The organism is Stieleria mannarensis (genome assembly GCF_014154935.1).
Lineage (GTDB): Bacteria > Planctomycetota > Planctomycetia > Pirellulales > Pirellulaceae > Stieleria > Stieleria mannarensis.
In genome coordinates, this window is sequence record NZ_JACEHH010000032.1 from 54,262 (window position 1) to 68,324 (window position 14,063).

The 14,063-nt window shown below is 59.1% G+C and carries 12 protein-coding genes; 3 read left to right on the forward strand and 9 right to left on the reverse strand.

Annotated elements, in window-relative coordinates; translation table 11 throughout:
* Positions 1-108: 108 nt before the first annotated feature.
* The 7 genes from H1B37_RS20975 to H1B37_RS21005 form a co-directional block, all read right to left on the reverse strand.
* Positions 109-1,635, reverse strand: coding sequence for a glycerol-3-phosphate dehydrogenase/oxidase (locus H1B37_RS20975; RefSeq protein ID WP_286177967.1), 1,527 nt, complete (start codon positions 1,633-1,635; stop codon positions 109-111).
* The gene (gene glpK, locus H1B37_RS20980; RefSeq protein WP_182868605.1) at positions 1,635-3,146 is read right to left on the reverse strand and encodes a glycerol kinase GlpK; all 1,512 of its coding nucleotides are present in this window, start codon (positions 3,144-3,146) and stop codon (positions 1,635-1,637) included. Before glpK ends, H1B37_RS20975 begins: the two co-directional genes overlap by 1 nt.
* A 409-nt stretch (positions 3,147-3,555) precedes the next feature.
* A complete protein-coding gene (locus H1B37_RS20985; RefSeq protein ID WP_182868606.1) occupies positions 3,556-4,254 on the reverse strand; it encodes a hypothetical protein in 699 nt (232 codons plus the stop codon).
* Positions 4,255-4,565: 311 nt separating this feature from the next.
* On the reverse strand, positions 4,566-5,123 hold the full coding sequence (locus tag H1B37_RS20990; protein ID WP_182868607.1) for a phosphonate degradation HD-domain oxygenase: 558 nt from the start codon (positions 5,121-5,123) through the stop codon (positions 4,566-4,568).
* Positions 5,117-6,229 carry a zinc-binding dehydrogenase gene (locus H1B37_RS20995; RefSeq protein WP_182868608.1) on the reverse strand — a complete coding sequence of 371 codons (1,113 nt, stop codon included), beginning with the start codon at positions 6,227-6,229 and terminating at the stop codon, positions 5,117-5,119. Before H1B37_RS20995 ends, H1B37_RS20990 begins: the two co-directional genes overlap by 7 nt.
* A complete protein-coding gene (locus tag H1B37_RS21000; RefSeq protein WP_182868609.1) occupies positions 6,222-7,592 on the reverse strand; it encodes a DUF5690 family protein in 1,371 nt (456 codons plus the stop codon). Before H1B37_RS21000 ends, H1B37_RS20995 begins: the two co-directional genes overlap by 8 nt.
* 104 nt (positions 7,593-7,696) lie before the next feature.
* A complete protein-coding gene (locus tag H1B37_RS21005) occupies positions 7,697-8,578 on the reverse strand; it encodes an inositol oxygenase (protein ID WP_182868610.1) in 882 nt (293 codons plus the stop codon).
* 216 nt (positions 8,579-8,794) lie between these two features.
* On the opposite strand from H1B37_RS21005, the gene H1B37_RS21010 reads away from it, so the two are divergent.
* A complete protein-coding gene (locus H1B37_RS21010) occupies positions 8,795-10,219 on the forward strand; it encodes a hypothetical protein (RefSeq protein ID WP_182868611.1) in 1,425 nt (474 codons plus the stop codon).
* A gap of 82 nt (positions 10,220-10,301) precedes the next feature.
* On the opposite strand, the gene H1B37_RS21015 is transcribed toward H1B37_RS21010, so the two are convergent.
* Positions 10,302-11,762, reverse strand: coding sequence for a hypothetical protein (locus H1B37_RS21015; RefSeq protein ID WP_182868612.1), 1,461 nt, complete (start codon positions 11,760-11,762; stop codon positions 10,302-10,304).
* Positions 11,763-11,966: 204 nt separating this feature from the next.
* On the opposite strand from H1B37_RS21015, the gene H1B37_RS21020 reads away from it, so the two are divergent.
* Positions 11,967-12,185: an RNA polymerase sigma factor gene (locus H1B37_RS21020; RefSeq protein WP_182868613.1), complete on the forward strand. Its 219-nt coding sequence runs from the start codon at positions 11,967-11,969 to the stop codon at positions 12,183-12,185.
* Positions 12,182-12,925, forward strand: a complete 744-nt coding sequence (locus tag H1B37_RS21025; protein WP_182868614.1) for a hypothetical protein — start codon at positions 12,182-12,184, stop codon at positions 12,923-12,925. The genes H1B37_RS21020 and H1B37_RS21025 overlap by 4 nt, the downstream gene beginning before the upstream one ends.
* Positions 12,926-13,012: 87 nt before the next feature.
* Here H1B37_RS21025 and H1B37_RS34475 read toward each other — a convergent pair whose 3' ends face one another.
* The gene (locus tag H1B37_RS34475) at positions 13,013-13,627 is read right to left on the reverse strand and encodes a response regulator transcription factor (RefSeq protein WP_220498301.1); all 615 of its coding nucleotides are present in this window, start codon (positions 13,625-13,627) and stop codon (positions 13,013-13,015) included.
* Positions 13,628-14,063 lie beyond the last annotated feature (436 nt).

Here is a 14,063-nt window from a genome sequence, read left to right on the forward strand (position 1 = left end):
CGTCGGCCAGGTCCGCGGGGTGACCGGGGACCGACAACGTTGGCATTCGACGTGGCGTGTGCGTGATCTTGTGGGCGCGGAAAGGGGACCACGCTCTGGCGAGCGTCGCTACTTCGGTGAGTAATGCTGTACCGTCGTCTGAAACGCCGTGACTTGTTCGTCGCACCAGGTAGAGTCGGTCCCCAATTCGCCGGCCATGACTTCGGCGACCGCGGGTGCCGCTTCCAACGCCAGCCGAGAATTGAGAAACAGCAGGCGGGTCCGTCGTGCGAGCACGTCTTCGATGGTTCGGGCCATTTCATTGCGGACGAACCAGACGACCTGTGAACGCCGCAGTGGCAGGGACGGGTGGACCGGTTGTGCCAAGTCCGGATGGTCGGCTTCCAGTTGGTTAAGTTCCGTCTGATCGGGTTCCTCGATGTGCAACGATTTGGTCGCACACGCCCCGGCATCCAGTGAGCCGGTTTCGATCGCCTTATCGACACCGTCTTCGGCCATCTTCCGCACTGTCGTCCATTTTCCGCCGGTGATGGTGATCAGCTTGGACGGCGCAAGCCGAATCACGTGGTCGCGTGAGAGCGACGCGGTGCGTGACGATTTATCCCCTTTGACCAGTGGCCGGATCCCGGTGAACACGCTCAGCACATCGTCGATCGTCGGAGGCCGCGACAAATACTCCGCCGCGGTGTCCAACAGGAACTGAATCTCTTGGGGTTGAGGCGACGGTTCGGCGACGGCCTGGTCGATCGCGGTATCGGTCGTCCCGACGAGTGCATGGTCGTGCCACGGGACGACGAAGATCACGCGTCCGTCGGACGTTTTCGGAACGATCATCGCCGTGTCGCCGGGGTAAAGTTCCTTGGGCAAGACCAGGTGAACCCCTTGGCTGGCCGCCACCATCGGTTCGCAATCCGCATCGTCGAGCGATCGCACGGCATCGCAAAACGGGCCGGCGGCGTTGATGACCGTTCTGGCGGGGATCTCGAACGTTTCACCGGATTCTTCATCGATCGCGGTGACACCGGAAACCAACCCCCGATCACCTTTCACGATGCCGCTGCAGGGCATGTGATTGACCAGCGTCGCTCCTTGGATCGCCGCGGTCCGAGCCATGTCGATCAACAATCGCGCGTCATCGAATTGGCCGTCATGATACAGCACCGCGCCGCGCAAACGCTCTCCTTGCATCGCCGGGATCAATTCCAACGCTCGCCGAGCGGTGACGCAACGCGAGCGGCCGAAGCTGTTTCGTGTGGCCAGCAAGTCATACAGTTTTAGTCCCACGCCGTAAAAGAACCACTGCCAAAGGCTGCGACAGGGAATCAGAAAGGTTTGGTCGTGAACCAGATGGGGAGCATTGTCCAACAGCAATTGCCGTTCGCGCAAGGCATCGTGGACCAGCGTCACGTTGCCCTGCTTCAGATAACGGACGCCTCCGTGCACCAATTTGGTGCTTCGGCTGGACGTCCCGCTGCCGAAGTCGAACCGTTCCAGCAACACGACGTCCAGACCACGGCTGGCCGCATCGAGTGCGACCGCAACGCCCGTCGCACCGCCGCCGATGATGGCAACGTCCCAGGGGCCCTTGCGGTCTCGGATTCTGGCGAGTGATTCGCCCCGATCCAGTCGCGTCATCACGTTGTTCCCTGTTCCCATGCTCTCGATCGCTGCAATGCCTCGGCCCAACGTTCACGGCGCAGTGCCACTTCCGCGTCCGACATTTCGGGCTGGAAGACCCGTTCGGTTTTCCAGATCGACGCGATCTGATCCAGGTCTTTCCAGAAGCCGACGGCCAGACCGGCCAGAAAGGCCGCCCCCATCGAAGTCGTCTCGGTCATCTGCGGACGCACGACCGGGGTTTTCATGATATCGGCTTGGAACTGCATCAACAAATCGTTGGCCGAGGCGCCGCCGTCAACACGCAGCTCCTTGATCGAAATCCCGGAGTCTTGCTGCATGACGTCCAGAACATCGGCGACCTGGTGGGCGATTCCCTCCAGGGTCGCCCGCGCGATGTGTCCGCGATTGGAACCGCGCGTGAGCCCGACGATGGTCCCGCGGGCATAGGAATCCCAATGCGGAGCCCCCAGTCCCGCCATCGCCGGCACGACGTACACGCCGTCGCTGTCGGGGACGCTTTTGGCAAGCGCCTCGATCTCCGAAGACGACTCGATGATCCCCAATCCGTCACGCAACCACTGCACCGCAGCCCCGGCAACAAACACGCTGCCTTCGAGTGCATAGTTGCGTTTCGGCGATCCGTCGCCCGAAGCCGCACTGGCGGCGATCGAGGTCAACAATTGATGCTTGGACATCAACGGCTGGTCGCCGATGTTCATCAACATGAAACATCCGGTCCCATAGGTGTTCTTCGCCATGCCGTGATGCGTGCAGTTTTGCCCGAACAGCGCGGATTGCTGGTCCCCGGCGGCCCCGGCAATCTTGATCGGAGCGCCGAACAACCCCGATTCCGTCTCGCCGTAAACATGGCTGGACGGCTGGACGTCCGGCAGGATCGACGCCGGAATTTCCAGCAGCGACAACAATTCGTTGTCCCACGTGCCGGTCCGAAGATCCAACAACATGGTGCGCGAGGCATTGGTGACATCGGTGACATGAACCCGACCGCCGGTCAGCTTCCAGATCAGCCAGCTGTCCATCGTGCCGAAGGCAAGTTCGCCCGCTTCGGCACGCCGCCGGGCGTCCGGCACATGGTCCAACAACCAACGAATCTTGGTCGCCGAAAAATACGGATCGATCAGCAGCCCGGTCTTGGATTGAACCAATTCCCCGTGACCGCCACCGCGCAACGTGTCACAGAACTGCGACGTCCGCCGATCTTGCCAGACGATCGCATGGTGAATCGGCTCGCCCGTCGATCGGTCCCACAACAACGTCGTTTCGCGTTGGTTGGTGATCCCGATCGCCGCGATGTCCGCCGCCGACAGGCCACACGACGCGATCACTTCTTGCGCGACGGCCAGCTGCGATTGCCAAATCTCGTCAGCATCGTGCTCGACCCAACCGGGTTGGGGGTAGTGTTGCTTGAATTCGCGCTGGGCAACACCCAACACGGCGCCGGATTGCTCGAACGCGATCGCACGCGAACTGGTGGTTCCCTGGTCAAAGGCGAGAACGACACTCATGACGAAAGTCCGATGGAATGGAGGGAGGGTGGGAGCAGCATCTTAACACGTCTTCGGCGGTCTCGGTGTCCAGGGATACTTTCGAAACCTTCCCTGGCAGAGTTCGCGCGGCTACTAACGTCTGAGATAGAAGACGTTCATGCGATTCACTCCCCTTGGCACGAAGCTCTCTTTGAAGTGGGGCGTTCGGGCAGGATGTCTGGGGAAACCGAAAAAGCCCACGGATGGGAGCGCGAACCCACGGATCCCAGGCCGCATCACATCCGTGGGTTCGCGCTGCCATCCGTGGGCAATTGACCTTGCCTCGTTCCCCGCCTTGGAACGCGTTTCCGATGTGGCTCCTGCCACGCAAGGCCACGCAGCCAGAGGCGGATACGGCTTCAACGCACACCTTTTTCCGGACATCCCGCTACCGCGGCGTCCCGGCGACGAGTTGCTCGCGGAGTGTTCGCAGCTGTGCAAGGCGTTCTTCCAACTGTGCGATCTGCTGGTCAATCGCCGCGACGTTTCTCGCTTCGACCGGCATCAACAACGCTTCTGGATTGGAGTCGGTCTTGCTGATCCGGTGCAGGATCGGGATCACGATCGAAACGGCGGCGACGACAATCGAGTGGGCGGCAAGGAATCGCCACAACAGTTCGGAATGGATCTCGAACAAAATGATCGCCGCGACCAGAATCGCCAGCCCGTAAATGATCTGCGTTGCGACGAACGACACCCAGCGAAAGCGTCCCGCCAATTTAGCGATCGATAACAGCGAGAGGTGCACGGTTGCCACGCCGAACGAGATCAACACGGTGGTCGTCTTCCAATAAGCTTCCGAATCGACCTCCACCCAGATTCCGAAAAGCAACAGGCCGGTGGTGATCGCCGTCAAAGCCAGTCCGGCTTTGGGAAACAGGTTCAATCCCGAGGGCGTTCGCGAAAGGTCGCACGCAAGGCCGCACACGCTGGCCACGGCAAAGATCACCGTGGTCAGAATCACGCGGACTTCTAACCAGCCCCAATTCCCCCGCAGCACCAACACGATTCCTAACAACGCACTCAAACAAACCGAACCGATCAACAGGTACAGAAGCGGCCTTTTTAGACGACTGCGGTCACTCATCGAACGATTCCTCGGCCTGGACGCATCTTCGATGCGTCAATGAAGTCATGGTCCATGCAGGATCAGAGCCCGGAACCGTCAAAGAGGTGCGGCGAAAACGGCAAATGTTCAACATTCTACCGTGCATCCGACTCGCATCACTGGCTGACGCCACGTGGCCGTATCCCATGCCAGCGGGACGCGTCAGCGAGCGGCCCAGGGTCACCCCACCACCAACGCCCGCCACTGGCTGACGCCACTGGCTGACGCCACTGGCTGACGCCACGTGCTGGCATCCCATGCCGGCGAGAAGCGTTCGTCGAATCCACGTGCTACGACCGTGTCTCGGACGCCAAAACCTGATCCAGAAACTCCGCGAACCGTTCCAGCGGCGGTGTCTTTAGGCCGGCGACCTTGGCTTCGTCGTCCCACTGTCTCAATCGAACCGCGTCCTCGGCAAACGGTTGACCGATAAAGTGCTCCGCTTCCTCCGCCGTCATCGGTCCGCCCTGCAATTCCAGGCTGATGCGCGACGGTTCGCTCAGGCTATCCCTGTAATCTGGGTCGACGGCACAGAGGTAGCGTTTAGCGGCGACGTGCATCCGAACCGGTTCGGTGACCGCAGCGGGAAACCGAGGCCGCAGAAAGTGGTAACCGGAGGACTCATGATGGTCGTCGACTCCCGCATCCGGCGCGTCGTCGGGCAGGTCGTGAAGCAGGTGACCGACGTCGTGCAACAGCGCCGCGACGATCAGCGTCGGTTTGGCGTCGGCTTGCAAGGCCAAGAAAGCGGCTTGCAAGGCGTGCTCGCGCTGCGTGACCGCTTCGCCGCCATACTCCGAATCCCCCTTGCGGACGAACAGATCAATGATTTCTCGTGTGGTTACCACGGCGTTGATGCTCCCGGTCGCACCGCAACTCGGATCGGTCGATGTTCAAGGGAATGATCGATCGCCGCGTTGACGTCCGACAGGTCGAATGTTTTGGCGACGAGTTCGGAAAACGGATACCGGTGGTGACTGCGAGCGATAAAGTCGACGGCGTTGCGTAGATCCATCGGTGCATAATTGTGGACTCCCGCGATCGACATCCACTTTCGGACGATGGTCGTCGGATCCAACTGTACCGGCCGGGACTCCATCACCGATCCGACCAAGATGACGCGTGCACCGACATCGCCAAGCTGACACGACGCTTCAATCGCCTCGGGGGCGCCGGAACATTCCAAGATGACGTCAAAGGACGCATTCCGTGACGCGATCGAATCAACCGTCAGCGTGTCGCTCGCGCCGAAACGTTCGGCCAACGTCATTCGCTGTTGATCAACGTCGCAAATCGCCACTTGAGTCGCCCCCAGTTCCTTTCCCATCGCCACGGCGGTCATTCCCAGCATGCCCGCGCCGAAGATCAGGACCCGTTGTCGGTCGACGTCGCCCGCGGCGCGATAGGCGGCGGCGATGGTTGATGTGGCGCAATTGATCGGGCTGGCGACTTCATCCGGGACACCACGGGGCAACGTGGCGATCGCCGTGCCGGGGCGCAGCAACATGTACTCGGCCAATCCGCCGCTAAGAGCCTCGCGGCCCTCGGCGACCGAGTGCCCGTATTTGACGAGTCGGCGACACTTTTGTGGCAACCCGGATCGGCAGCGGTCACAATCGAAACAGCTGACGCAGATCGACCAGGTGACCCGGTCGCCGCGGCGCAGCGGTTTCCCATCCAGATCGCGCGGTCCGGGTTGTGCGAGATCGACGATTTCACCGACCACCTCGTGCGCCAAAATGGAGGGCGTCGGCTCGATCCGCAATCCTTTCAGCGTGTGCAAGTCGCTGCCACAGATGGTGCACAAGCGGACTCGCACCAGGGCCTCGCCGGCCCGCAAGACCGGGCGGGGGAACGATTGCAGTTGCAACGGCCGGCCGGCCCCGTGGAAAACGGCCGCCGTGCACGTTTGCGACGGATCCGAGGAGTCCCCCGATGGCTGATTTTCAAACATTGCCGACTCCCGCCTCGACCGAGTCAGGCTGCCGATCCGCCCGCGCTGTTTCGGTCGCATCCGCCTCGCTGGCCTCGTCAGATTCCATCGCGGTGCGGAAGTAGTGCAGCGACAAGCACAGTGCCGCGACAGAAATCAGGCTCGTGATCACCAACAACGTCCGAAACGAGGGCAAGACAGCCCCCGGCGCCTCGGCGGTCATTCGAATCGACAACACGATCGCGTACCCCAAGTATCCGATGGCATCGGCAACGTACATCAAGAACACGACATTGGCAGGGTGCCGCGACGCCGCGACCAATCGTTCAAAGACCGTCGTGTGAAACGCCACGTACGGAACGTACATGCCCACACCACAGGCGACCATGAACACGAACGGCGAAATCAGGCTGCCGGATTGCAGGAACGCCGACGCTCCGACCAGCGAAAACGCAGCGCACATCAACAACGTCACGATTCGAACCGCCGCCATGTTGTGCCGGATCCAAACCGCAAACGCGTTGAACAGCGTGACCAGGACGGCGACGACCGTTTCACTGCGGGCGAACACCGAGGGTGTTTCGTCGACGCCCAGGTCACGCCAAATCTCGACCGCAAAATCGTCACGGACCGTGCGGATGACGGTCAATCCCACGTAGACAAAGATCAACAGCGACAGCCCCGGCCAGTACTCCAACCAAAAGCGACGGCGATCGCGGCCGGTCATGGCGTTTCGCTCGCTACGATGCTGCCGATCCATCGGATCGGGCGGGGGCGTTGATTGCAACAACCAAACCGACACCAACAACGGAACCAGGAAAATCAATCCGACCAGCATCGGCATCTGAAACTCATCGACGCCCCAGTCTTGAACCAGCCAACGTCCGACCGACTTCACCACCCCGGATGAAATGATAAAACTCGCACACAGTGCCGCCGACAAAGCCTCGGTCTGTTTTCGGCCTTCCAAGTAAGCCAGCACCAGCCCGAACACCATGCCCAAAGGAAAGCCGTTGAAAAACAACAACGGAGCCTTCAGAGTCAGCGGTGCGTAGGCGAATCCGACCAGCGCCAACTCGGCCGTCAGGATCAGTCCCAGGATCGCGATGGCTCGCCGTTCCCGTCGCATCTCCGAAACCACTTTGATGCCGACAAACTTGGAAATCATGTAGCCGGCCAACTGGGAAATGACCAACACCGATTTCAATCCCATCCCCCAATACTGCTGATCCTCAAACGTCCCCGCGGTAAAGGGTTTACGAAACGCGTACATGCAAAAGTACACGCTGAACGCCGCAACCGCGGCCAGCAACAGACGTGGTCGCGAATTCGTGCTGTCAGCAGAAGTTTCGGCCGAAGTGTTGTCGGAAACGGTGGTGGGCACGGAAAAACTCAATGGGCCAAGCTGATCGCGACGCCGTTGCATCCGCGAGTCGGCGACGAGAGGGCAGACGACAGGCCCGAAAGATACTGAATTGAACTCCGGCGTCACCAATCAAGAACGCCCGGCAAGAACTCTTTAATCAGTTCTTCATAGTAAGGACGCAACGCATCAACATCGGGACGGCGATCGCTCTTGGTATACAGGTCATACGGGTTAAAGGCTCGCACCCATTGGAACATCCGCCGGTCATGATCGTTCATTAAATGGTCGTACGCGGACTCGCGATGCCCCGGATAGAACGAATGGTAACGAATGATCGCCAGCGCCTCGTCGGGCAAGCGATCCTTCACCACGTGGTACAAGTACTCGTCGTGCCCCCAGGACAGATGCACGTTGTCCAGCCCGATGCCCGGTGAATAGACGCCGTACTCGGTGTTGTAGCGCGAGTCGTCTGAATCCGGGTTGTCGGCAAAGAATTCGGGAAACACGATGCGATCGGAAAACCGACATCCCACCGGGAACGTGTCGCCGACGACGGCCCATTGGGGTTCGCCGAACAGACACAAAACTTTGCCGAGATCGTGGATCAAGCCCGTCAAGATGAACCATCGCGGATGACCGTCGGCGCGAATCGATTCAGCCGTCTGCAACAAATGCTCGATCTGCGACAGGTCCGTGTCGGGATCACTCTCGTCGACCAGCTGGTTCAAAAACTCCATCGCCTCCCACACCGTCATCTTTCGATGCCGCAGCGGCAGGAACTGCTCGCGTTTCTTCTGTACAAAGTCGAATGTCTGGAAGCGATGATTCAGACGATAGAATTCGCGAACCCCCGGCTCGGTGTCCTCGCCGTAATTGCGAAATTCCTCGGCGGGCTTGTTCGGTTCGGGATAGCGTCGCACCAGGTCGGACTCCCAATCGTCCAGATCTTCAAGCGGCTGGGCGGCATCTACGGGGTGGCTGGTGGGGTCGGATGGTCGAGGCATGATTACTTGCGGACAAAAGAATCGAGGACGCCGTTTGCATGGCTTTCGTAGAACCGAAAATATACACGATCCGGGTGCGACAGGCTTCCATCCTGTCCAATCGCCTTTCCCATCGCGATTTTAGAGACGTCAACTCAATCCCAGCGGGAATGACAGGCCAAAAGCCTCTCCCACGACAGGGTTGGTAGAATCCAAGAAAATTGTGGGAGAAGTTCGATGACGAAACGAAACGAATACGAATCCTATCGCGGGATTCCTCCGCTTGCCGGGCTTTGTTCGATGGCGCGTGCGGTCGATGCCGCCTGGGATCTGGACCAAAGTCTGCGGCGGCTGAAACGTCTGCACTACGTGCTGAAGCGTTTACACGAGACATTGACGGCCAAGATCACCGCCCAGCCGATCTATGAACTCAAGACGGCGTTCAGCCATCACGCCTACTTGTGCGCCGAACAGGTCTCTTTGATCCGACGGCGTGTCGCGGAAATGCGCGAACCGCCGCTGGGACTGGAAAAGGTCCCGGATGCGGCGCTGGAACGTTTAATGGACGAAGTCATCGCCGCACCGACGACGCCGGATTTGTTGGCCGCGATTTACGACGTTGTGTTGCCCGCCGTCTTGCAGGCTTGCGATCGTCTGGCAACCGATGCCCATCCCCTGGCCGACGCGCCGACGGTCCGTGTCGCCAAGCTGATCGTGTTCGAATTGACCGACGTCGTCGAATTCGGCGTCGACGCGCTCGGCTGTTTGGACGACGATGCTTCGCGTGATGAACGCGAGCCTTGGATTGATCACTTGCAACTCTGCTTGCGGGCCGCCGGCCAGCTCGATGGAATCGAAGCCGCCGACGATCCGCTGCCCAGCCCGTGGCACAGTGCCCGACCATACCGATACGACAAAGAACCGCGCCGTGACGAACGGTTTCGCGATCCCTACAACGCCGGCGTTAACCCCGAAGTCTTCTTGTACGACGAACAGTTTTCGCCGCAAGACAAGACGCTGATGATGTATTACAAACGTCTGCGGGAAATCGACGTTCCGGAAATGATGGCCAGCATCCTGGTGGAGTTGCGTGATGAAGAACCGTGGGACTTTCACATGGAAATGTCGCGGCAACTGTGGGACGAAGCCCGTCATGCGATGATGGGCGAAGTCGGCTTTGTGGCATTAGGGATCGACTGGCGGACCATCCCGATCAATTTCACCTGGTCGCGCAATCTAAATTTACAGCTGGACGCCCGCCAGCGCCACGGCGTTTTGTTTTTCATCGAACAAAATCTGATGCCCCGCAACGGAAAACGTTATGAATGGGAAGTCGCACGCGAGAGTCGCGATCCGCTGTCGGCCTTGTTCCAGGATTTCGATTGGGCCGACGAAGTCCTGCACGCCCAGATCGGTCGCCGTTGGTACGTGCCGCGCTACCAGACGCTCAAGGAGGCACTCGATTACGGCGACGATTGCTGGTCCAAAGTGCTCAGCCACTGGAAAACCTACCGCGACCAAGGACTGACGCAGCATCGCAACTGGTGGCCGGAAATCTACGCCCGGGCGTGTGAGATCTGGGGCAAGGATCCCGACCCGCGGGCGCTGGTGTTCCACGCAACCTATGAGGACACGCGAGCCGACTTGGCAAAGTTGAAGTGATACACACACCCTACCAATGCCAGCACATCGCGTCAGCCAGTGACAAGCGATGGCACTCCGGTAGTTGGTGCAGCACAGTGGATCAGGGACAGACTCCGCGTGGATCGGGGACAGACCCTGGGTGGGGATGACGCGGGGGTTCGTTGGCTGGGGTGGCTTGTAGCTGTTTGAGTATGAGCATTGCCTCGTTGCGAATTTCTTGGTCGCCGGTGATCTGGCGAACGCGCACCAGTGCCGGTTCGGCCATGCGGCCGAAGTCGCGGATTTCATTGGGCATCGGGTAGCATGGCTTTGATTTGTTTCCTTTTTGTTCGGCGTGATGTTGCGCTCGACCGCGGATACTTTTGGCAACAGCGTCGACCATGCGTTGTTCAGCCAGCGGTGACATGACTTCCATCCGCCCGACGAGGACTCGGAGGGTTTCGTCGGGTGTCGGAGTGACGTGTAACGGCAACAACTCCTCGGTGATCGGCGGCGGTACGATGAAAAGGATCCGTGTGCCGTTTTCGGTGAACCAAGAGTGTTGCCATGTTTTGACCATCGATGCTGCTTCTTTCTCATACAGCCCTTCGTCGACCAAGGTGCGGCGCACCATTTCCGACAACGCGTCTTCGGTCACTGGTCGGACTTGATCAAAACGCAAGGACTGACCTGAGTCGATCCGAGCCAGTTTTTCCGCTTTCACCTGATCGCCATCGACCGCAATAAGGATGGCGGAGCGAATCGGTCGATTTGAATCGTTGACCAATATGATCGACTGATTTTGATAACGGGCGGAAATCGGCAATTGAAACTTTCCAACACCGCGATAGAACAGGAACTTTTCAAAATGCCCCGCTTCTGGCTTGTTCAAGCCGGTCCTGCCGCGGACATGCAGCAGCGCCGAATCGGTCGCACGTGCCTCGGCATAGTGTTGTTCGTTCGCACCGTGCGGTAGCAACCGTTGCACGATGTCCGGGACGATTTGTCGCCCGCTCTCGGTACCGGCGAGGTCGGGCAGCAAGTGCTTGAGGGGGATCAAATCAACGCGGCCCCAGTCCAGGCTCGATTTTCCGATTGATTCCCCTTTGCCAAAGATGTTCGCTTGGTCGATCGCGGGCTGCATCGTTTGAACCGGCGGATAGAACTCAGTAAGCAACCCCTCGGGAAAATCGACACGCACATTCACCGTCCGAATGCGATCGGTGTAGAAATACGTGACGGGTGTCTCCATGCGGACTCGGCCCCAAAGTCGACTCTTGCTGAGGAATCCGAAGGGGGAAAAGCAGCCACGATCAAGGACATAATTTGGCAGGTCACTGTGCTCGGCGGCCAACGGTCGAAAGTCCAAGAAAACGCCATCGCTGCCGGAAAACGTGGTGAAGGTCCCCCATTCGTGGACAATCAACTCTCCGTCATCGTTCGGCTCGGCCGTCAGATCGGGGATCGCTGGTGCGGCAATCGAACGGCGATCGGAATCCGCTTCGGCAGACAGCCGATGCGTCTGAGACGCAACCGCGACAAGGAGAATGGCGACAACTGAGAAAACAAGAATCTGACGCATGAGTCCGCTCCACTGTAGAATCGAATGCACCGGTCTGAAGGTAAACTGAGATAACGACCAGTCGCACGAAGAGAGTCGCTAGACCGGAGAAAACGTTGAACTCGGCGGCAAAAACAAGCTTTTAAAGTTTTCAAAAAATTTGCCGGTCCGCGGCACCGTCCGATCCGTCTGGTTGACAAACACCTTTCGCACGATCCCGACGCATTGAAAGAAAACGCCGACTCGGCGACGCCGTTGCCGAATCCTACCGACGAGCCCGCACACGACCGGTTGGATGTCCAACAATGGTATCGGCGGATCTATGCCTTCTGTCAGGCTCGACTGATTTGCGACTGTGACAGCGAAGATGCCGTTCAAGAGACGTTTGTTCGCGCGATCGGCCATCTCCAACAGCTGCGGACGCGTGAAAGGGTTCACGAGTGAGAACAGCTGCATCCGTACTGTGTGAATTGAAGACCTCCGACGAGTGCAAGATCCGATTGAATGAAGCAGGCGAAGTCGTCTTGCATGACGCCGCCAAAATCGAACTGGTCAAAGGGCAGGCATGGTTCCGAGCCGCCGAGCAGCGCGAAATCAATGTCGACTTCGCGATCCACGATGAAACCTCCTCGCTGGCGGCAACGATGGCATGTCCAAGTGCGTCGGAGTTTCAATGTCGAATCGGGCCCCAAGTCGCCGCCTGCGATTCCCACTCACTAAAGAACGCGCCGGCGAAGATGATGGTCGGATCGAACAGGTACACCGTCAGCCCAGGAGAATCGGTTGCCATTGACGCAAAGCAAAATGTGACACGCGAACCGGCGTCCCACTCGATTGCCAAAGTTTGGCAACTGCCGCTGCTGGCGGTCGGTCATCCGATCGATCGTGAACTGACCGCTGTCGTCGGTGAATTGCTTGCGCCGATCGGGCGAACCAAGGCCGCACACTTAAACGAAGCTCAGATCCGTCGCCTAGGGCCGGAAGGTGCCATTCCGCTGTTGGCCTACGCAGCGACCGAAACGGCTCCGGATCAATTGGCGATGCGACGAACCGCCGTCTCACTGGCGCGCGATCTCGCCGACCATCGATCCATCCAATGGCTGGAGCAATTGCTTGTCGATCCCGATCCGTTTTTATCCGCCCAGGCGGAGAAAACGCTTGAGCGAATTGCCGGCGAGGATTGATCACGTCAACGTGGTGGCGATGCGACGATACGCTGAACTCGATACGCTGAAGCGCGTCGGCCTGAACGCATCGTATCCTAGCTCGCCCTAGTCACAAGGCTCGTCGCAACCGAGACACCGCCGCACGAGTTCAACGTCGTTGCCAACCTGCAATTTTTCTAGAACACGCGCGCGATGTTTGGAGACGGTTTGGAAGGAGATGCCGAATTCGATGGAAATCTGCTTCAGCGAGCGCCCCTGGACCAACAGATCCATGACTTCACGCTCACGACTGGTCAGTCGTGACACGGCCCGCGAAAACGAGTCGCTGACCGGCGAAGATTCGCGGGCACGCCTGTCAATCTCAATCGCTTCGTTGATCCGGTCCAACAACACTTGATCCTTGACCGGCTTCTGCAAAAAATCGATCGCGCCGGCCCGGATGGCTCGCACACTCATCGGAATATCGCCGTGGCCGGAAACAAAGATGATCGGCGGGACATAGTCCCATTTCGACAATTCCGTCTGCAATTCCAACCCACTCATCCCCGGCATGCGGACGTCGAATACCAGGCATCCGGGAATCGAAGGGTCAAATTTGTTCAAAAACTCCGACGGCCGATCGAAGGTTTGCACCCGCAGATTCATGGACTCCACCAAGAATGCCAGTGAATGCAGCGATCCCTGATCATCATCGACAATCACCACGGTCGGTTCGGTCACGACATCGCTCCTAGGTGGATCGGCGACTGCCCGCTTCGTGCACACGCCCTGAATCCTCCGTCTACCTTCGTCTTGAACCCGCCTCGGCGGAACGCAGACTCAGGTACAATCTCAGAAAAGGGGGACGGCAGCAAACGACGGGTCGCCTCGTGTCCCAGTGTTTCAATTTCGCCCCGAAAACCGACTTATTCTAGCGGCCAGCCCCTCGTTTGTGGACCGCTCGACCGCCCGAAGGGAACGGATTTCACTCAGTTGTGCTCAAAATTCGCATGGATTTATGTGCACAGCATGACTGATAATGCTTGCATCATTCAGCACGAAACTGTTCCTGCGGGAGTTTATTTCCCGTAGGCGCAATGGCCTCTGCGGCTTGCCCCTCCGCAGAGGTTTTTTTATGCCGCACCGACAGAAAGCTGCGCCCGCAGATGGGGGCGAT